Annotated in this window: 15 protein-coding genes; 5 read left to right on the top strand and 10 right to left on the bottom strand. The window is 41.5% G+C overall.

Annotation, left to right across the window (positions count from 1 at the left end; all coding sequences use genetic code 11):
* Positions 1–18 precede the first annotated feature (18 nt).
* From ABJK37_RS09500 to ABJK37_RS09485, 4 genes are read right to left on the bottom strand one after another with little or no spacing between them, the layout of a single operon-like run.
* A complete protein-coding gene (locus tag ABJK37_RS09500; protein WP_348352440.1) occupies positions 19–3360 on the bottom strand; it encodes an MHYT domain-containing protein in 3342 nt (1113 codons plus the stop codon).
* Complete coding sequence (gene fghA, locus ABJK37_RS09495) at positions 3357–4232, bottom strand: S-formylglutathione hydrolase (protein ID WP_348352438.1); 876 nt, start codon at positions 4230–4232, stop codon at positions 3357–3359. The genes ABJK37_RS09500 and fghA overlap by 4 nt, the downstream gene beginning before the upstream one ends.
* Entirely contained in the window at positions 4232–5350 is a 1119-nt protein-coding gene (locus ABJK37_RS09490) for an S-(hydroxymethyl)glutathione dehydrogenase/class III alcohol dehydrogenase (protein WP_348352436.1), read from the bottom strand. Before ABJK37_RS09490 ends, fghA begins: the two co-directional genes overlap by 1 nt.
* A 50-nt stretch (positions 5351–5400) precedes the next feature.
* The gene (locus ABJK37_RS09485; protein WP_348352434.1) at positions 5401–5811 is read right to left on the bottom strand and encodes a hypothetical protein; all 411 of its coding nucleotides are present in this window, start codon (positions 5809–5811) and stop codon (positions 5401–5403) included.
* A 279-nt stretch (positions 5812–6090) separates the two neighbouring features.
* On the opposite strand from ABJK37_RS09485, the gene ABJK37_RS09480 reads away from it, so the two are divergent.
* Entirely contained in the window at positions 6091–6708 is a 618-nt protein-coding gene (locus ABJK37_RS09480) for an outer membrane beta-barrel protein (RefSeq protein ID WP_348352432.1), read from the top strand.
* A 188-nt stretch (positions 6709–6896) separates the two neighbouring features.
* On the top strand, positions 6897–7190 hold the full coding sequence (locus tag ABJK37_RS09475; RefSeq protein WP_348352472.1) for a YkgJ family cysteine cluster protein: 294 nt from the start codon (positions 6897–6899) through the stop codon (positions 7188–7190).
* A 7-nt stretch (positions 7191–7197) separates the two neighbouring features.
* On the opposite strand, the gene ABJK37_RS09470 is transcribed toward ABJK37_RS09475, so the two are convergent.
* Both ABJK37_RS09470 and ABJK37_RS09465 read right to left on the bottom strand, forming a co-directional pair.
* Positions 7198–8067 carry an amidohydrolase family protein gene (locus ABJK37_RS09470; protein WP_348352430.1) on the bottom strand — a complete coding sequence of 290 codons (870 nt, stop codon included), beginning with the start codon at positions 8065–8067 and terminating at the stop codon, positions 7198–7200.
* Between the two features lie 12 nt (positions 8068–8079).
* Positions 8080–8850 (bottom strand): SDR family oxidoreductase, encoded by a 771-nt coding sequence (locus ABJK37_RS09465; protein ID WP_348352428.1) that lies wholly within the window; start codon positions 8848–8850, stop codon positions 8080–8082.
* A 314-nt stretch (positions 8851–9164) separates the two neighbouring features.
* Between ABJK37_RS09465 and ABJK37_RS09460 the strand changes: the two genes are divergently transcribed.
* From ABJK37_RS09460 to ABJK37_RS09450, 3 genes are read left to right on the top strand one after another with little or no spacing between them, the layout of a single operon-like run.
* A complete protein-coding gene (locus tag ABJK37_RS09460; RefSeq protein WP_348352427.1) occupies positions 9165–10910 on the top strand; it encodes an autotransporter assembly complex family protein in 1746 nt (581 codons plus the stop codon).
* The gene (locus tag ABJK37_RS09455; protein WP_348352425.1) at positions 10907–14794 is read left to right on the top strand and encodes a translocation/assembly module TamB domain-containing protein; all 3888 of its coding nucleotides are present in this window, start codon (positions 10907–10909) and stop codon (positions 14792–14794) included. Before ABJK37_RS09460 ends, ABJK37_RS09455 begins: the two co-directional genes overlap by 4 nt.
* A 34-nt stretch (positions 14795–14828) precedes the next feature.
* Positions 14829–15764, top strand: a complete 936-nt coding sequence (locus tag ABJK37_RS09450) for an AEC family transporter (RefSeq protein WP_348352423.1) — start codon at positions 14829–14831, stop codon at positions 15762–15764.
* Between the two features lie 2 nt (positions 15765–15766).
* Here the strand turns inward: ABJK37_RS09450 and ABJK37_RS09445 are convergent, their stop codons facing one another.
* The 4 genes from ABJK37_RS09445 to ABJK37_RS09430 all read right to left on the bottom strand — a co-directional run bounded on the left by ABJK37_RS09445 (position 15767) and on the right by ABJK37_RS09430 (position 20446).
* A complete protein-coding gene (locus tag ABJK37_RS09445) occupies positions 15767–16219 on the bottom strand; it encodes a DUF2721 domain-containing protein (RefSeq protein ID WP_348352421.1) in 453 nt (150 codons plus the stop codon).
* A 15-nt stretch (positions 16220–16234) separates the two neighbouring features.
* Positions 16235–17659 (bottom strand): 30S ribosomal protein S12 methylthiotransferase RimO, encoded by a 1425-nt coding sequence (gene rimO, locus ABJK37_RS09440; RefSeq protein ID WP_348352419.1) that lies wholly within the window; start codon positions 17657–17659, stop codon positions 16235–16237.
* Between the two features lie 102 nt (positions 17660–17761).
* A complete protein-coding gene (locus ABJK37_RS09435) occupies positions 17762–19090 on the bottom strand; it encodes an ATP-binding protein (protein ID WP_348352417.1) in 1329 nt (442 codons plus the stop codon).
* 15 nt (positions 19091–19105) lie between these two features.
* Complete coding sequence (locus ABJK37_RS09430; RefSeq protein ID WP_348352415.1) at positions 19106–20446, bottom strand: sigma-54 dependent transcriptional regulator; 1341 nt, start codon at positions 20444–20446, stop codon at positions 19106–19108.
* Positions 20447–20461 lie beyond the last annotated feature (15 nt).

The raw sequence follows: 20461 nt of genomic DNA, 5'->3' as shown, positions 1-20461 counted from the left end.
CTACTCGTAAATTGATTGTTACTGACTATCCACTTCTGTCAATTGGGTTCTGAGGTCTTGAAGCAATGTTAACGCTTGTTCAAATTCAAAGTTATTAAATGCCGAAATAATTGCATGAATTTGTTGGTTACCCACTAAGTCTACAGTAGCCAAGGTGTCTAACAATTCATCATCAAATTTATTATGAGAGGCATGTTGCTCAAGGGTTGCAAGCATCTGCAGCAATACTTGTTTAGTTATCTTGGGCCCTGGGTGATTTTGGTTGTCTACTACCTCAGTGGCTGAGTTCGACACTGACGCTGCCACCCTAGTCAATTCTTGTTTGATTTTTTGTATTGTATTTTCGCATTCTTGGCTGTTTTGTCGGCTACAGTTTTGTTCCAAAGTGGTGAACAGCTCATGTATGTTTGGCAATGCCAAGTTGCCAGACAAACCTTTTAGACCGTGGGCTTTTTGCTCAATATTAGACCAATCACCCTCTACCAAGAAGCCCTGTAACATTTCGATTTCGGCTGTGGATGTTTGCATGAACAGTTTTAATTCATTGTAATGTGTCGTTTTTGAGCCCCATAACGCAATTCCGGTATCGGTGTCTATGCTGATATTAACTGCTGTTGAAGGATTAACCTGAGAATTTTCAAAATTGTTTAACTTAAGTACTCTGGCTATCTCATGTTTTAATTGCGCGACATTTACTGGTTTATTCGCAAATCCTTCCATGCCAGCTAGTTCGGCTGATAATTTATCTTCTTCTAAAACACTGGCCGTAAGGGCAATGATCGGCAAGCGCACTGCTGAGGTTTCTTGTTCAAATTTTCTGCGGGCTTTGGCGGCACTTAGACCGTCTAGCACTGGCATTTGGATGTCCATAAGCACAACATCATAACGCTCAGATTTCATTCTTTCTAAGGCTTGTTCACCATCACGGGCAGTGCAAATAGTGTGTCCATCACGTTTTAGAATAATACTTAGCAGTTCGATATTTTGCTCAATATCGTCGACTATCAACACAGTTAAAGGAGGCAGTTGTGTAGGTAGCGGTGCCTGTTCTGGTTGTTTTTCACTATCAGTAACTTTTCTTAGCGGGATGTCAAAACTAAAACTAGAGCCTTCACCTAGCACACTCTCGACGTAAATTTTCCCGCCCATTAGCTCTACAAGTTGTTTACTAATAGTGGTACCCAGCCCAGTCCCGCCAAAACGCCTACTCATGGATTCATCGGCTTGAGTAAATGCGTCAAATACAGACTCTATTTGTTCTGGGGTCATGCCAATACCAGAATCCTTGATTACAAACGTAAATTTTTGTGGTGTATCCTCGGTTACTGTTATCACTATTTCACCACTATGAGTGAATTTAACCGCATTGCCTACTAAATTGGTGAGCACTTGCCTGAGCCTGTCTGGTACGCCATTGTAATACCCCGTAATCTTAGGATCGATATTAAGCTTGATTGGCACACCTTTTTCTTGGGCCAGCAACCACAAGGTTGAAACGACGGCATCTATTTCTTCAACTAACGAAAAGTCTCGATACTCTAATTGAAATTTGCCTTTTTCTAATTTGGCGCTGTCTAAAATATCATTGAGTATATGCATCAAAGACTTAGCTGACTGGTTAATGGTATTTAAATGTTTGTACTGGGTTTTATCAAGTTGGCTATCAAGCAATATATCGCTGAAACCCACAATCGCATTCATAGGGGTGCGAATTTCGTGGCTCATGTTGGCTAGAAAGGCTGAACGGGTGGCAACGGCTTGTTCAGCAATATCTTTTTCGATGATCAACGCCTCTTCCATTTTTTTGCGCTGGCTAATATCCATAATAAAGCCGTCCAAGAATTCTTCGTCACTGTTAGTGCTTTTTATTATTCTGCCGTGGCCTAACATCCACTTTGTTTGGCCAAAACGATCAATGAGGCGAAACTCCATTACAAAACCGTCTGGAGAAGTGAGATCGGTCTGCTCGATTAATTCAATATCATCAGGATGGATAAAATCTTCCAATTGCCTGCTTGGATTAGGCAGTACAAAATCGTCTGCGGGATAACCTGTCACATTTTCTACTTCGTCACTCATGAAAATATGTGGCCATCCTTCGGTGTTAATTGCTCGGTAAACAATACCCGGAATGTTACTCATTAGTGACCGAATTTTTGCCTCGTTGTCACGAAGCGCTGATTCCATTTCTATTCTTGTTCTTAGGTCAGAAATAAACCCAACAAATAGATGTTTACCGTTAAATTCTGCGTGACCAATGGCTAAGCGAACTGGAATAAGTTGGCCGTCTTTAGTCAATGCCTCTACGTCTCGGCCTTTACCAATAATGCTGGCGTTTCTAGTTAGGAGGTATTGTTGGATAAAACTGTCATGATTAGGTTTAACTGCATCAGGGACCAACATTTTGACGTTTTGTCCGATAATTTCATCAGGTGTCCAGCCTAATAAGGATTCCACTGCTTTATTTACACCTGTCACTATGCCTGTTTCTTCGATGGTTACTATGGCATCAATGGCCGTATCCATAGTTGCAATAAGCCTTTTTTCATTTAATTTGGCTTTTGCAGAAATATTTTTATAGCGAAACACCACGTTAAGCGCCAAAACTAACATTGTAATCACAACAGTAATGAAGGTGACGGTAAATGCTAAATACATGGATATTTCGCTGGGCTGCTCTAAAGGTTCAAGTCCTTTAGGCATAACAAATCGTGCCGCAGCCATACCCGTATAGTGCATTCCCGCTATGGCAAAACCCATGACAACACTGGCGATAACGCTGGTCACCAATTTGGGGTAATTGACTAGAAATTTATGGTTTAAACCAAAGCGGATCCACAACGATAATATCGCTAAAACCACAGCTACAACTATCGATACCGCAAACATGGTGAGGTCATATCGCAGCAGCGCCGCCATTTCCATTGCTGCCATGCCAATGTAGTGCATGGTACCCACCCCTGAACCCATCAATACACCACCGAGTATCAATTGGCGGGGAGTGACTTCGGGGCGTACCAATAAATTGAGGGCAACCCAAGACGCAGCAATTGCAGGAACTAATGATAGTAAGGTTAATCCCCAGCCGTAAGACACTGCGGTGCATAATTGAAAGGCAAGCATGCCAATGAAATGCATTGACCAAACACCGCCACCAAGCGTAATACTGCCTACCAATAAAGATATCTGTTTTCGCGATTGCGACATACTTCTAGCGGCTTGTGCAGCGACTTGAAACGCCACAAACGAAGCCATTATTGCAATGCCTAATGAAATAACAACCATCACTAGGTTATATTCACCCACTAAAAATAGACTGTTTTGTGGGTAATCAAACCACTCAAAGATAGCTGTAATCATTGTTTCGATAAGTGCTCTGCATGAAATCTAAGGTGGCTTTCTATATAGCTAGCAATGAAAAAATAGCTATGGTCATAACCTGCATGATATCGAAACTCGGCCTTGTAACCCAATTCTAACGCGACTTCTTCTAATGGTTTAGTGAGTTTCTGGGTATGGTAAAAGTTATCATCTAAACCTTGATCAACTAACATTGGAATATGCAAAAATTTGCCTTGTTGACGCATTAACATACAACTATCGTACGCCTCCCAGTCTTTCGGGTTTTCACCTAAATAATGCCCAAATGCTTTTTGACCCCATTGGCAATCAGATGGATTAACAATAGGCGCAAATGCAGAGACAGAGCAATATTGTTTCATATTTGATAAGGCTATTGTTAGCGCACCATGGCCTCCCATTGAATGCCCAGCAATGGCCGATTTGTCTTTTACCTTAAACTCTTTTTTTATCAGTGCAGGCAATTCTTCGACTATGTAGTCATACATTTTATAATGTTCGGCCCAAGGCTCTTGAGTCGCATTGACATAGAATCCGGCACCTAAACCTAAATCATAAGCGCCATCCGCAGCATCGGGAATATGTTCGCCTCTAGGGCTGGTGTCTGGCATGATTAGCATGATTCCTAATTCAGCCGCCATCCTTTGGGCACCAGATTTGGTAGCAAAATTTTCGTCAGTGCAGGTAAGCCCGCTAAGCCAATACAATGCAGGTAACTTTTCGTTAGGATCAGTGATTGGCGGAATAAATACGCTAAACTGCATTTCACATCTTAGTACGCTAGATTTGTGGCTATATCTTTTTTGCCAACCGCCAAAGCATTTATTGGCGCTAAGCTCTGCGAGTCCTGTTGTTTCTGTTGTAGCTGTCATTAGAAATTCACCACTGTGCGGATAGATTTACCTTCATGCATCAAATCAAAAGCGGAATTAATGTCTTCTAATGGCATAGTGTGAGTAATAAATGTGTCTAATTCGAATTCGCCATCTAAATAACGTTGAACGTAATCAGGCAATTGGCTGCGGCCTTTTACGCCTCCAAACGCTGTGCCGCGCCAAACTCTTCCTGTTACCAATTGGAACGGGCGAGTAGAGATTTCTTGGCCGGAGCCTGCCACACCAATAATAATGGATTCGCCCCATCCTTTATGGCAACACTCTAGTGCCGAGCGCATTACGTTGACATTGCCAATACATTCAAACGAATAATCGACTCCACCATCAGTCATATCTACAATGATCTCTTGGATTGGTTTATCGAAATCTTTTGGATTGACAACATCGGTTGCACCTAGTTGTTTGGCTATTTCAAATTTGTCTTCATTGATATCAATGGCAATAATCCTTGATGCATTGGCCATTTTCGCGCCAATCAAAACAGACAGCCCAATCCCGCCTAAACCAAACACTGCTACTGTATCTCCCGCTTGCACTTTAGCGGCATTAGTCACTGCCCCCATGCCAGTAGTCACGCCACACCCTAACAAACATACCTTCTCAAGAGGGGCTTCTTTGGGGATTTTAGCTAAAGCAATTTCAGGTACTACGGTATGCTCAGCAAAAGTAGATGTGCCCATATAGTGATAAATGGGTTGGCCATTGATAGAGAAGCGACTTGTTCCGTCAGGCATCACGCCTTTTCCCTGTGTGTTGCGTATTGCTTGGCATAAATTAGTTTTGCCAGACATACAGAATTTACATTCTCCGCATTCTGGGGTGTATAACGGGATCACATGATCACCCACTTCAACCAGTGTTACACCCTCGCCAACCGCCTCAACAATACCGGCTCCTTCGTGGCCTAATATCGCAGGAAATAAACCTTCAGGATCTTCACCTGATAAAGTAAAGGCATCAGTATGACAAACGCCAGTTGCCACTATTCTCACCAATACTTCACCTTTTTGTGGTGGCGCTAAATCGACTTCTTCAATTTTTAATGGTTCGCCTGCAGCCCATGCAACAGCGGCGCGAGTTTTGATACTTTTCATTAGTGGTCCTCTTAACTTTTTAAATTCTTGTGTCTATTGTGCACGTTTGCTTAAAAACAAAATCCAAGTAACCGGATACTGTCGGCCTTCCAGATCACGTTGCTGATCTCATAACCTTTTTCGCAAAGCTGCTCTTTGGATAATCTTTGCTTCAACGCCTCAGCCGCTTTGTCTTCCAAATCTAGTTTGGTTTGATTGTTTGCTTGCATGGCTATTCTAGACGGTGATTCTTGGGTAAAACGTTGATCTGTTTTGGGGCGCTCAATTTCGGTACGGCCATCACGAAATAAAGACTCTTTAGAGGTGTTTTGCCAAGAAATACCGTATACAAATTCTGTGACACCTTCTGCGGTAACTCGTGAGTCAAACTTTTCATCTGTCATGATTGGTGGTCGATTACTAGCACAACCGCCAAGTAGTATAGCAATGACGAAGGTTTTAAAAAAACAATGGTTGAACAAATCACACTCCAGTTTTGTGTTCACTGATGGTAGGGATTAATGGATTTTCATTTATTATTAATATGTGAAAACGTACTAACCCCTTATACTAAACAGGGTCTAAGCGGATCGCAATTTGTGATCTGCAATTTTAAATTAAATTTGCTCACATTTTCATAGTGATTCATTCGAAATTAGGGTTATTTATACAACCGTATCAAGATATAAGTTCACTCGCTCTTGCAGCGAAGCATGAATGTAGTATTGTATCCTTCATAGTATGAAATGTGGAACTTTAGCGTGTCAAAAAAGCAGATCTGTGTACTGGTATTTAGTTGGATTGTTAGCATACAAACTTTAGCTGCAGATAATCTTTATACTGTATTTTCAGTAGGTTATTCAGATGTTGATTTTATTCAAGACTCTAACAAAGGCCTTGGATACAAAATCGCGTTTGGGTATCAGTTTGATCCCCAGTGGTACCTAGAAGCGGGTTATCAATTGCTGATCCACGACAGTTTATACACCACAGATTTGCCCACCTCTAACGCTGTCTCTAATGCTGAAAACTTACAACAAGGTGATGCCTTATTTATTGCCTTTTTAGGTAAGGCTTCAGGTCGTACTGGAGAATTATTTTATCGTCTTGGTGTACTCAAAACCGACGTCCGAGGCCAACAACTTTTAGCGGGTGAGCGAGAGTGTGAATTTGGCAAAGCTAGCGTCTTGGCTATTGCCGATTTTGGTACGGCGACCTTGTGTGACTATGATGAAAGTGGAGTGGCTGGGGTAATAGGTTTAGGCTTCGACTATTTTGTAGGAGCTAGAACGATGATCCGCACTGAGATAGAATATATCAAAGGGCAGGACAACTTATCAACTGCAGCGGCTACAGTGGGTTTACGTTATAATTTTTAACTCTTACTGGTTCATTCGTAAAATAAAACTCGACGTCATTAGGTTTAGTCTTGTTGGTGTTTTATCAACTTCTTGTGAATTTTCAAAAGACTTCAAAGCAAAGATGTGATTTTATTCCAACGCAGTTAACTCCTGTGCGTTGAGCATTTGGAGTATCCTAGCTACCCGTTAATGTAGAGTTATTTGTTATCATTGATATAAAATTTATTCCCTCCACCGAAATCACCTGTGCAAACTGCCAAGCGTGTTGTTGTCGCTTAGAAGTGATGCTTTTTGGCGATGTCGGGGTACCTAAAAAACACATTCACGTAGATGCAAATGGCAGTGAAACCATGCTGCGCTTAGATGATGGTTGGTGTTCGGCTTTGGACAGAGACACCTTTATGTGTACGATTTACGAAAATCGCCCTTGGATATGTCGAGAGTTTGAGATGGGATCTTACGAGTGTATTGATGAACGATTGGAGAAAATTTCTACGTAGAAGTTTTTCAAAATTGATACCAAGTTTTTGCATTATTGAAAGCCATTTTTTCTAAGCTTTGAGGAGAAATCTCAGGCAAAGTAACGTAGCTGTTCCATAAATCAGCATAAGGCATCGAAAAGGTACACAGTGGAAAGTTGCTCGCTAACATTATTCGTTCATCCCCAAAAAAAGATAGACAGTGACGCAGTAGTTTCGCGACTTGTTCAGGTTGCCACGCTCGATTTGACATTTCCCAGCCGGATAATTTCATTGCGATGTTCTCGCATTGGGCAAGTTTTTGTAGGCCGGTTAGCCACTTTTCTTGAGCTCGTTTGTCTGTGTCAGAGGGAGGCCAACCTGCGTGATTGATGATAATCCGCAACGACTTATGTCGGTTTGCCACTGCAACTAACAAATCCAAAGCTGGTGTGTCTGATAATGATAACTGAGCATCAAAACTAAAGTTTGTGTCTGCCAATAAAGCAAAATGTCTGTCTATAAGATGGGAACTAAGAATAGCTTGGGCTTGTTCATCGAGAATATGGCGAATACCCACCACTGTGGAGCGTTGCTGCAATTGGCGCAGGTGTTCCTCAAAAACATGGGTGGTAAGGTCTGCAAAAGCTACACTTTTAAAGGGTAAAGTGCAGTGCTGTTGCAACCAGTCGATTTCTCGCCATGGTTGTTGGTTATCAAAGCCGGCTTCAACGTGAACAAATCCAGCTAGATGTATTGGCACCGGTAAGCAAAGGTCTTTTTCTATAAAATTTCTATTTATCCTTTTTTTATCTGGCCAAAAAGGAGGGTTTTGAGGTTTTAACCACTGATAATCGCCCTGTTGTAAGTTGAACAAATGCAGGTGAGGGTCGATTATTTTTAGCAAGGATTGCGTCATAATTTTTGAGTCTTACTGAGTGGTATAACCACCATCAATCACCTGCAAACTGCCAGTGATAAATTGCGCTTCGTCTGACGCTAAGAAATACGCCAATGCGGCAACTTCATTGGCTTTTCCAAGGCGCCCTAGTGGCTGCAGAGCGGCTTCTTCGGCATGCACTTGGTCAATGTCGGCGCCAGATTGAGCAACGTAATGATTGATGGCTTTGTGGTAAAGCGGAGTCTCTATCGTGCCTGGGCAAATAGCATTAGATCTAATCTGATATTTGGCATAATCCAAAGCAGTGGTTTTGGCCATTGAAGCCAACGCAGTTTTACTCATGTTGTAGACAAATGAGTTGTGTTTGGCAATCAGTGCTTGGTCGGAGGCCATATATAGAATCACCCCGTTTTTTTGAGATTTCATCTGTGGCAATACCGCTTTAGTGGCCGCTATTGCTCCTTTTACGTTGAGGCCAAAAACCCGATCAAACTCTTCTTCAGTAGTATCTTCTATGGTAGCAGAAAAATGCATACCAGCATTTGAAACCAAACAATCTATTCTACCGTATTGCTCTACAATATTTTGAATGTTAGTTGATACTTCGGCCGAAACTGATACATCACACTCTAGCCAAACAATCGCTTGGGATTGTGCTGGGTTAGCGTGTATGTCTAGGTTAATAACCTGGTAGTTTTGCGAGTTGAATTTTTCGCAAACAGCATCACCTATGCCATAGCTGCCGCCAGTCACTATACAAACTGGTTTATCAAACTTATGTGGGGTCGAAGGGGTTAACATGTGAACTTATTTTTAATTAACTTATCAGACAAGGGTAAAGCAAGATTATGCCAATCACCATAAATAATACCATTACTACTTAACAACTCGTTACTCGAAAAGCTCAGCGTTTCATGTTTGGTGTTGCTAACACTAACCTTATAGTTGCTTAGATCAATCTTTATGGAAACAGCTGAAGTATTGGTCCAAAGGTAAGGGCAAGTAGGTATTTTGTGCAATACACTTGTAGTGGCGTATTGTAGAATAGCCACAATTTATTTTGAGGTGTTAGGCGTTTGTTTTTATATATCGGCCTAGGTTAAAAGCGAGATGTTTTGTCACTAAATATTCCATTGTTAAAATCACTGAATCTATTCATCATTATATTGTTTATGTGCTGCAAAGCGCATGCAGCAGAAATTGACATAAAAGGTCTTGAAGACACCCGAATTTTAAAAAATGTAAAAGCGCATATTGAAACTTTAGAGGTTCCTAGTGCGGTTTATCAGTTTTCACAATACCAAGAAAGTTTGCAATCGAAAGTCTCAACGGCAACCCAAGTCTTTGGTTATTACCAAACAACCACAACGATAACCCCTCCTAGCGTCGTCAACAAAAACTGGCAAATGTTGATTAACTTAGGCGCCGTTACTCGTTTACGAGAGGTTTCAATTAACCTTAGTGGGCAAGGGAAACAGGATAGTAAAATTCAATCTTTACTCAGTTCGATTAAGCTAAAGCAGGGACAACCTCTAGAGCACTCAATTTACGAAAATGCCAAAAAAGACCTACAAAGCTTAGCGCTTTCATTGGGGTACTTTGATTTTGAGTTTGAAGAAAATAGTATCAAAGTGTTTGAGTCGCTACGTAGCGCAGATATTAGCTTGCAGATTAACACTGGTGAACGATATAAATTCGCTGAATTGCGATTTGGTAATGATGTTCGCTCGCAACAATTGATAAAAAACCTTGCGCCATTTAAGGCTGGCGATTTATATCAAGCCAGTCAACTGGGATTACTGAGTCAAAGGCTTAAACAAACCCAATATTTTCGACAAGTTGTTGTCAGGCCTTTAGTTGCAGAAGCGGCTGATACTGCTGTGCCTGTTCAAGTTATATTAACCCATAAAGCCAAAGATAATTTCGATGTAGGAGTGGGATTTTCATCTGATGTTGGACCGCGTTTTACTGGAAAATGGAAACGACCATGGGTAAACGCTAGTGGCCATTCGATTGGCGCCGAAGTGTTCGTGTCATCTCCCGAACAATATGTCACTTTGGATTATAGAGTGCCCTTGGAAGATGCCATTCAAAATTACTTAAGTTATCAGGCTGGGTATCAGGCGCAAAATGATAATGATACCAGTAGCCATAAGTGGTCGGTGTCAGCCACTCGACATTGGACTGTTGAGAATTCAGATTGGCAACGCTCCGCTTTTATTAGGCTTGAGCAGGAGACCTTTATTCAAGGGTTAGAGTCTGAGCAAACCACACGCTTGCTTACCCCTGGATTGTCTTTAAGCAGGCTTCGAAGTAGAGGCGGCTTAGATATCCATTGGGGGGATAAACAAAGTATCACAACAGAGTTTGCTTCAGAGTCCCTGTTATCTGATATCAATATGGTTAGAGTAACGGCCGCAACTAAATGGGTGAGAAGTATTCAAGCACATCGTTTTTTATGGCGTGCAGAAATTGGAGGGATAGTCACCAATGATTTTAGTCAAGTGCCCTCTAGTTTGCGATTTTTTACTGGTGGAGACCAAAGTGTACGGGGCTTTGATTACAAAACCTTATCGCCATTCGAGTTAGACTCTGATGGAGAGCGAGAACTCATTGGTGGGCAATACTTAGCGGTGGCTAGTATAGAATATTCTTACCCTGTCGCCGAAAACTGGCGAGCTGCAGCTTTTGTAGATGCTGGTAATGCTAACGACGAATTATTTGAAGACCCAGCTATTGGCATTGGATTCGGTGCGATTTGGAATTCTCCGATAGGCCCCGTGCGGTTGTATTTAGCAAAAGGCGAGAGTGATTTTGGAAGTACCCGGTATCTGCATATCTCCATGGGTCCTTCGCTATGAGTGGTGTTTCTAATAAACAAAACTCGGATCAACAAAAAGTTAAATCCGGCTTTAGTCGTACGGTAGGCAAAACGGCAGTCAAACTTGTCATAATGATAATAATACTGATGAGTGTTGCAGTTGGGTTTGTGCTGACTCCTTGGGGAGCCAAAGTGGCGATTGATTCGGCCAATAACATGGTTGATGAATTAACTATCGAATATGCTAGAGGCGGCTTAGGCTCTGAGTTAACCCTGTCTTCGGTTACATGGAAGCAACATCTTAACCAAGTTGAGATCGTCGATTTACGTCTATCGTTGCAGTTATCTTGCTTATGGAGATTAGGTCTTTGTATCGATTCGGTCAGTAGTGACAAAATGGCGGTTCAAGTTCAAACAAACCAAGACGAGAATGATTCCGAGTCCGATGCCTCAACCTTTACTTTACCTTTTCCCGTTTCAGTCAAGAATATCACTCTCGGTGAGTTTTCGTTAAAAGTCGTTGATGAGATCCAAGGTGAGAGCCAAAAACGCGCAGGTATCACTTGGCAGAATTTAACCGCTAAACTGGATTTCTATCAACGGCTTCGCATCGAAATGCTGCAGATAGACGGGTTTAACTTAAAAACATATGATTTAGAAGAAGAACCAATGGCGTCTCAGGCCAAAGCTTTTGATTGGACGACTTGGCAGTATCAAGGGATTTCGCCGCTACCTATAGTGTTACCGCTGCATTTTGATGTGTTGGCTCTCAATATGTTTGAATCTGAAATACAGTTAGCGGGCCAAAAACAAGTCGATCTCAACAAAATTACGCTACAAGCCAAAGGAAACGCAAAGAAAATTCAATTGCTTGGGTTATCGATAGAGCATGAGTTTGGGCAATTAACTGCCAAAGGTAATGTACAGTTAGAGGGTTATTTTGATCACCAATTGTCTGTAAATGCCAACACCCAAATGCAGCAATACCCGCCTTTAAATCTTACCCTAAGATCTTCTGGCGACATCAATTCAGTCACGACTCAACTTGAATTGCGTGAATCATCCCAATCAGCCGTAAGTCGCGCTCACACTCCTAAGTTAGAAATAAAAATCACAGCGCAACCAACAAAGCCATTGTTACCCCTTAACTTACAAATAGACTGGCAGCATTTATTTTGGCCTTTGTTTACAGAGCCTAAGGTAAAATCTGATGCGGGCTCTGCAGCTATTAGTGGTGATCTCAGTGCGCTTCAATTGAGTCTAAAAACAAGGTTATCGGGGCAGGATGTGCCAGAAGCTCACATCAACCTAGAGGCTAATGCAATAGCAACAGCTCAACAAAAAACACTCAAGATAAATGAACTATTGCTAGAAACTTTAGACGGTCAGCTGCAAAGTCAAGGAAGTTTGCATATAACTGATTATATTCAGTGGCAAGGTTTAACCCGCATGCAACACCTAGATCCAAGTACTTTTTGGCCAGAACTAGTGGCAGATATCAATGGCGAATTATCGACACAGCTTGATAACAAAGAAGGCGTTTGGAAAGCTAAGTTAGGCAAACTTAATATTGATGGGCAGTGGCAAGGCTACCCTCTGAGTATGTCAGGTAGCGTCGATTACCATCAACGCCTTGGTTTGCAATTACACGCACTGACGTTAAAAAATGCCGATAATACTTTGCTGTTAGACGGTAAGATCTCTGAGCAGCAGCAACTTAATCTTGAGCTTTCCATAGATGCTGCTGAGTTATCTAACTCACTGCCACAACTTGGCGGTTCTTTGAACGTATCCGGTAGTTTAACGAGAAATGTTGAACAACCTGAATTCAGCTATGAGCTTTCAGGTAAAGATTTGCTGTTTTCTGAAGTGCTTGTACAGCAAGCCGAAGGAAAAGGTGCAATCAAATGGGACCAGCAAAAATCTGCAGATTTGAACTTAACACTGACCGGTATTCAAGGTATTAATAACCAGATTGACAGTGCGCAGGTGGTGTTAAAGGGTGATGCAAGTGCACATCAATTAGATGTCACTACTAACGGGCAAAGCAAGGTTAACTTGGGGATTCAAGGGCAATTAAAGCAGTCGTCTTGGGAAGGTAAGTGGATAACGGGTGATGTGCAGACAACTTATGCGAATTTAGCTTTGTCCAAGCCGTTTGAGATTTCTGCAGATTGGAGCAACCACAGTTACGTTGTTGCTCCCCATTGCTGGGAACATAGCAATAACAAATTGTGCGTTAAACTGGCTGAGTTTAAGAACAATATTTTATCTTGGGATGTGTCACTACGAGAGTTTGACGTACTTTCAGTTATCAGTCGCTTAATGCCAGAGGTTCCTGATATTGACACTAAGAGTCGCTTAAATTTGGATATGACAGGTAACTGGGATAGTAAATCGTTACCCAATGTTGATTTAAGTGCCAGATTAAGCCCCGCAGATTGGGTTTTCAGTAGACAGAACAACCTTAAATTGAGTCTAAACGAAACTTTAATCAAGGCGCAGCTCACCCCCAAAAACATTGTGGCAAACATCAATGTATCTGGTAACGAAATTGGCACTTTGAGCGCCAATCTCGAAGGGCAATCGGGCGTATACACTGATCCGTTGGCTAGGCCGATACAAGGTGAGTTAATGATTGAAAGACTTGACCTAGCAGCTTTAAAAGTACTGTTGCCACAATTAGATGTGTTGCAAGGAAGTATTAACGGTCAAGCGAACATTGACGGTACCTTAGGAACGCCTCTACTAACTGGAGAATTAAACCTAGCCAATGGCGCCTTAAAGGATGAAACCTTGCCTGTAGCACTGAGTGAGATTCAGCAGAATATTAAACTGCAAGGCCAAAAGGCTGACTTTGCTGGCAGTTATAAGCTTGGCAAAGGTCAAGGTCAAATGGACGGTGAAATCAGTTGGACACCGGAATTGAAAGGTAAATTGAATATAGTAGGGGAAGCATTGGAGTTTGATTATCAGAGCATGGTCAAAGCAAGTGTTAGCCCCGATATGAGCATTATATTTGAACCTAATAATGTAGAGTTAAAAGGGGAGGTGACAGTCCCTTATGCGCGGATAAAAGTTCGCGAACTACCAAAAGATACAATCTCACCATCAAAAGACGTGATATTGGTTGAACAACAAGCGCAGCGCACGGCCACTCAGCAAAGATTGGCACTTAACGTTTTGTTAAAAGTGGATCCTCTTAGCAGCAACAACGTCAAGCTGGACGCTTTTGGCTTAACAACAGATTTGCGTGGACAGCTTAGATTACAAAACAATAAAGCTGATATCTTTGGTAGTGGCGAAGTGCAATTGGTAAACGGACGTTATCGAGCATATGGTCAAAACTTGATTATACGAGAGGGAGACATTTTATTTACTAACTCCCTTGAAAGGCCGTTTTTGAATATTGAAGCGGTTCGCGATCCTGAGTTAACCTCTGATGGTGTCATAGCGGGGCTGCGGGTTGAAGGTGTGGCGCAAAATCCAAGTATCAGTGTTTTCTCTGAACCTGTGATGGAGCAGCAACAAATTTTGTCGTATATGTTAACTGGTAGAGGCATGGGAGAGTCGAATGGCGACAGTCAAGATACCATCCTCGCCAACGCTTTATTGTCTTTGGGACTAGGTCAAAGCGAAAACCTTATAAGTAAAGTTGGCAATAAATTGGGTTTTGAAGACGTGAACCTAGATACCACAGGTCAAGGAGACGAGACTCAGTTATCGTTAACTGGCACAATAGCCCCCGGCGTGCAATTGCGATATGGAGTGGGTGTGTTTGACTCTATCTCTGAAGTTGCAATTCGATATGAACTACTACCCAAATTGTATATTGAAGCGGTAAGTGGAGTCAGCAATGCCATTGATATCTACTATCAATTTAGTATCGAGGGTAATCAAGACAATCAACAAAATAATGATTAAGCCAATTTGTATAGTGACTAAAAGGTGAAAATAGATGTTTGATTCATTGGCTTACGCGTTAGACGTGACTTTGCCTATTAGTTTGATTATTGGTTTGGGGATCCTGTTAAAACGAATTGGTTGGATCAGCGACGAATTTGCTAAATCGGGCTCTGAATTAGTTTTTAACCTTACGCTACCTTGCTTATTGTTTGTGAGTATTGCGACTACTAACTTAACGGACCATTTTCCAACCTTTTTGATGGTGTTCGCTGGCATTGTCATGACAGCGGCTTTTGGATTTTTTCATTTTATGGCTTATGGCATAACTAATAAATTAGCCAGAGGTGCCTTTGTGCAGGGGGCTTGCAGGGGCAACATGGCGATAATAGGTTTAGCGTTATCGGTCAATGCCTTTGGTGAGTCAGCGTTGGCAATCGCTTCAATGTACTTAGCTGTGCTGGTGGTACCTTTAAATATCTTTTCGATATTAACTTTGTATTTTCACCAAGAAAAAACACCTAATGTTAAAGAAGTGGCGAGAAGTGTGTTTACCAACCCTTTAGCTATTGCCATTTTCTTGGCAATAATCGTGGCCTTGTTGCCGATGCAACTTCCGAAATTAATCTTAGATACGGGCAACTATTTGGCAAAAATGACTCTTCCTTTAGCGTTACTGTGTGTGGGGGCCACGATTCGCTGGCAAGAGTTTCGCTCATCTAATTTATTGTATTGGGCAATCAGCAGTAAAATAGTGTTTATCCCTTTAGTCGCAACGGTGTTGGGTTTTTATTTTGGTCTTAGAGATGAGCAACTCGGAGTACTGTTTATGATGACCGCTGCACCTACCGCTGCTGCGGCTTATCCAATGGTTAGAAGTATTGGCGGTGATTATCACCTCACTGCGGCGATAATCGCTGGTAGCACCCTTATGTCGATAGTTAGCTCAACTGTAGGCTTGTTTTTATTGCGCGAATTACAATGGGTATAGAGTCACTCGTCGTACATATTTTCTTTACCCATCTGTAATGTTCTCGTCGCTAATTGCACTTCTTTTAAGAACGTCAGTAACGCACAAATCAGTAAAAGTAATGCGATAATAAAAAGTGTGACTATGACTTCACTTAAACGAAACGTTAAAAAGTCTCCTAAAAATAAAAGTGCTACAACAGCACATACAAACAAAGCGGAGGCAGTACATAAACCAATTGAGCGATTAATTAGTTTTATTCTGCGCCATATGTTTTTTAACTCGTTTTCTGATTGTTCAAGAAACTCAGGGTTTTTAATAGTGTGCACGCGACGTTCCATTATCCTTGCGCGGTCAACAATTCTGCCTAAACGTCCAGACATTACGTTTAAGAAACCGGCAATGCCGGTCAACATAAAAACGGGTGCCACAACAATTTGTATGGTTTGAGCTAAATCAGTAACAGTCGCGTCCATTTTTATCATCCTTTTTTAAGCGTCTTCAATGTTTTCTTCATCATCTACTTTAACTGCCCACAAATCGTATTCATTACTGTGAATGATCTGCGCCCAGATAATGTCGCCCGGCTCAACATCAAATTCATCAGTTAAATGCACATTACCATCAATCTCTGGTGCATCAGCATAACATCTACCAACAGCGCCTTCTGGTGTGACTTCATCAATAATGACCTGATACTCTAAGCCAATTTTCTCTTTTAACTTAGCGGTACTGATCTGTGATTGTTTTTGCATAAAACGGTCGTAACGTTCTTGCTTGATGTCTTCGCTTACTGGATCAGGTAAGTCGTTGGCTTTTGCTCCTTCTACATCTGAATATTTAAAACAGCCTACACGATCCAGCTGGGCTTCATCTAAAAAGTCTAACAACATTTGAAAGTCTTCTTCAGTTTCGCCCGGAAAGCCCACAATAAAGGTCGAACGAATCACTATATTCGGACACACCTCACGCCATGCATTGATACGAGCCATAGTACGCTCAGCTGCTGCGGGGCGTTTCATTAATTTAAGAATGCGCGGGCTGGCATGTTGAAAAGGAATATCCAAATAAGGCAGAATTTTACCTTCAGCCATCATTGGCATTATCTTGTCTACAGAAGGGTAGGGGTAGACATAATGTAAGCGCACCCACATACCCATTTCACCGAGTTTCTCACATAGGGTTTTCATATCGGTTTTGACCGGCATGCCATCCCAAAAATCCGTTTTATTTTTAACATCGACACCGTAAGCACTGGTATCTTGAGAAATGACCAATAACTCTTTTACACCGGCATTTTTAAGCCTTTTCGCTTCATCTAAAATGCTGCCGATAGGGCGACTCACCAAATCGCCGCGCATTGAAGGAATAATACAAAAAGTACACCTATGGTTGCAGCCTTCGGATATTTTTAAATAGGCGTAATGACGGGGGGTTAATTTGACACCTATATCGGGCACCAAATTTAAGTAAGGGTTGTGCTCAGGCTGTGGTAAATGTTCATGTACTTGATTTACCACTTCTTCGTAGGCATGAGGACCAGTAATAGCTAATACATTAGGGTGTACTTCACGTATTTCATCTTCTTTTATACCCAAACAACCAGTAACTATCACTTTACCGTTTTCGTTCAACGCTTCGCCAATAGTGTCTAATGATTCTTGTACGGCAGAATCGATAAACCCACAAGTGTTCACAATCACTAAATCTGAATCGTTGTAGGTCGGCACAACGTCGTAACCTTCAGTGCGCAGTTGCGTCAAAATACGCTCTGAGTCTACTAGGTTTTTAGGGCAGCCTAGGCTAACAAAACCAATTTTAGTGCCGCTGGCTTTGTTAACAGGGCTGTCTTCCAATACTTTAACTGGTGTTTCTAAGGTAGTGGTGTTGTTTGGGGTATAGGTTTCTACTGTCATGATGTTGTCTTAAACGCTTTAATTGCCGCAATTATACGTTAACTAAGGCGTTGAAGGCAGGGGAAGTGCTGTTTTATTTGGAGGTACATAAAATCTGTGAATTTAGGCTTGGCTTTTAGTTGCAAGGGCCAAGCTGAAAGCGACTTTTAAACCCCCTTGTTTTTGATTTTCGAGTTTGAGTTTACCGCCGTGGGCAATGACTATCTCGTTACAAAGTGCTAACCCTACGCCCGTTCCTTTAGATTTTGTGGTGTAAAAAGGTAATAATGCTTGTAGAAGTTGTTGTTCTGTCATGCCTTTACCTTGGTCGCTGACAGCGAAGGTTAGGTGCTGAGAGGATTGATATATTTCCAGCAAAACCCCATTTAAAGTTGAACCTGATTCTTTGGCATTTTTAATCAGGTTTATCAATACTTGTTCAATCTGTGCTGGGTCGCAAAACAAGGTATCCGCTTCAAATCGAGTAACGGTTTCAACGGCACATAATTGTGAAATGGTTTGAATAAAAGGTCTGAGTTCTACCTGTCTTTTATGTGGTTTAGGTAAGCGAGCGAAGTGAGTATACTGTTCAATAAATTGATGTAGGTGTGCGCTGCGCCGTGAAATGGTGTCTAACATATCAGGCAGCATATGTAGCTTATCACCAGAGACAATGATTTTTTTGGCAGAGTTGGTCAGTGAACTAATTGGAGCCAGAGAGTTGTTTAGTTCGTGACTGATTAAACGGATCACTTGTTTCCAAATCTCACTTTCTTTACGTGACATGTCAGAGGTGAGGTTTTTGTATAAATACAGATTGTGTTGCTGTTTATTTAAAGTGAATGCCTGATAATTCAAGTGGTATACAATGGTTTCGTCGTTTAGTTTTTCAGTGATCAGGCCGTCTTGTTTATTGGCTGTCGCTTCCATCAGCGCTTGTGGCATATGTTGATATATATCCACAAAACTCATGCCTTCTAAGCTTTTCTTCTGGTTTAGCAGCGTTTTTGCGGCGTGGTTACTATAAACAATATGATCATGATTATCGGTTAATATGAGTGCGACAGGCGTAGATTGAATCACGGTGTCGAGCAACAATTCTCTTTGGTAAATCGCCATACGTTCATCACGCATGATTTTTGCTAAATTATTATAGGTGTTAATTATTGCGCTAAATTCAGTGTATTGTTGTTTATCAATGGTGATACTGAAGTCTTTGTCATTAAAAGAACTCACACCAATATCTAGTGCTTGTACCACTTCATTGACTGGGTGTAATGCTCTGACTATCACTAACACAATAGAGGCGTTGCCAATTATTAGCACCCCTGATATCCATAGTCCAGGATCCGCCATAGTTAGCCAGACAAAAAACAATAATATTAGCTGGATCACCATCACCAACGATACATTGCTCACTAGGTTTTTTCTGAGGCTAGTTTGTTTTTTCACTATAGCGACATGCCTTTATACATCTTTTATATCAAACTTTTTCATGCGTCTATAAAACGCCGAACGGCTTAAACCTAGTGATTTGGCAGCATCTGAAATGACGCCACTTGATGACTTAATCGCGGTCACAACGTCTTGTTCGGTGACGTCTTCTTTAGGGCCAAGTTTGTTTGTTTTTATTAACTCAATACCTAAATGTTGTTCGGTAATTATGCCGTCGACACATAAAAGTTGTGCACGTTTTATAGTGTTTAATAACTCTCTTATATTGCCGGGCCAATCATGGCTTAATAACACTTCTCGGCTTGCTGAGCTAAGTTGGTATTTACCTTGGAGTAAGGTGTCTACTAAAGGAAAAATGTCCTCTTTACGTTCATTTAATGGCGCTAACTTTAAGTTGATGACATTGAGTCTGTAGTACAAATCTTCTCTGAAATTACCACTTTGTATCGCTTTTGGAATATCAGTATTGGTGGCGCTGATGATCCTGACTGACACCTTAATGCTTTGACTGCCACCAATACGTTCAAATTCACCGGTTTCCAATACTCGCAATAACTTGGCTTGGCCTTGCATGGACAAATTACCAATTTCATCCAAAAACAATGTACCTCCGTTGGCCCTTTCAAAGCGACCAATTCGTGTTTTATTGGCACCCGTATAACTACCAGCTTCAGCACCAAAAAGTTCGGCTTCGAGCAGGTCTTGTGATAGGGCGCCTACGTTGACTTTTATAAAGGGGCCATTTTTACAACTAGAGTTAGCTTGAACTACTTCAGCTATTTTTTCTTTACCTGAGCCATTAGGTCCGGTAATTAATATCGGCACATCTGCGGCAGCAACTTGGGTGGCCATTTGTAATAGTTGTAGCATGGCGTCGCTGCGAAATTGCATATCACATAAGTTGTACTGCTGTTCTAACTGTATTTGTTGGTTTTGTTTGCTTTTTGCACGTTGACGTTGCTGGTCTTGAAGTTCATTTAATTCCAGTAAATTATTAACCGTAATTAATAATTTGTCATCGTTCCAAGGTTTGGCGAGGTAGTCGGCAGCACCCGATTTAACGAGATCAACGGCAGTCTCAAGATGAGTCCATGCAGTGATTAATATAATAGGGATATCTGGATTGATTTGACGTACATCGTTAAACAGTTGCATGCCTTCTTCACCTGAGGTGGTATCAGCAGTAAAGTTCATGTCTTGGATCACCAAATCAAAATGTTGCTGTTGTAGCAATGCTAAGCCGTCTTGTGGCGAGTAGGCCAAGGCGCATTGCAGATTATTAATGGTAAACAATACCTGCAATGCTTGCGCAATATCTTGATTGTCATCGATGATAAGGATGTTGGCTTTCATGTTTTTATGGGTACT

Source organism: Paraglaciecola sp. (genome assembly GCF_039964565.1).
Lineage (GTDB): Bacteria > Pseudomonadota > Gammaproteobacteria > Enterobacterales > Alteromonadaceae > Paraglaciecola.
This window is presented reverse-complemented; position numbering and strand designations above follow the sequence as displayed.

Bases quoted from the DNA above. Each gene is read 5' to 3' on its own strand.
- fghA (WP_348352438.1), bottom strand. From the start codon at position 4,232: ATGACAGCTACAACAGAAACAACAGGACTCGCAGAGCTTAGCGCCAAT.
- ABJK37_RS09455 (WP_348352425.1), top strand. From the start codon at position 10,907: ATGAGTGGTGTTTCTAATAAACAAAACTCGGATCAACAAAAAGTTAAA.
- ABJK37_RS09430 (WP_348352415.1), bottom strand. From the start codon at position 20,446: ATGAAAGCCAACATCCTTATCATCGATGACAATCAAGATATTGCGCAA.
- ABJK37_RS09445 (WP_348352421.1), bottom strand. From the start codon at position 16,219: ATGGACGCGACTGTTACTGATTTAGCTCAAACCATACAAATTGTTGTG.
- rimO (WP_348352419.1), bottom strand. From the start codon at position 17,659: ATGACAGTAGAAACCTATACCCCAAACAACACCACTACCTTAGAAACA.
- ABJK37_RS09490 (WP_348352436.1), bottom strand. From the start codon at position 5,350: ATGAAAAGTATCAAAACTCGCGCCGCTGTTGCATGGGCTGCAGGCGAA.
- ABJK37_RS09470 (WP_348352430.1), bottom strand. From the start codon at position 8,067: ATGACGCAATCCTTGCTAAAAATAATCGACCCTCACCTGCATTTGTTC.
- ABJK37_RS09450 (WP_348352423.1), top strand. From the start codon at position 14,829: ATGTTTGATTCATTGGCTTACGCGTTAGACGTGACTTTGCCTATTAGT.
- ABJK37_RS09500 (WP_348352440.1), bottom strand. From the start codon at position 3,360: ATGATTACAGCTATCTTTGAGTGGTTTGATTACCCACAAAACAGTCTA.
- ABJK37_RS09465 (WP_348352428.1), bottom strand. From the start codon at position 8,850: ATGTTAACCCCTTCGACCCCACATAAGTTTGATAAACCAGTTTGTATA.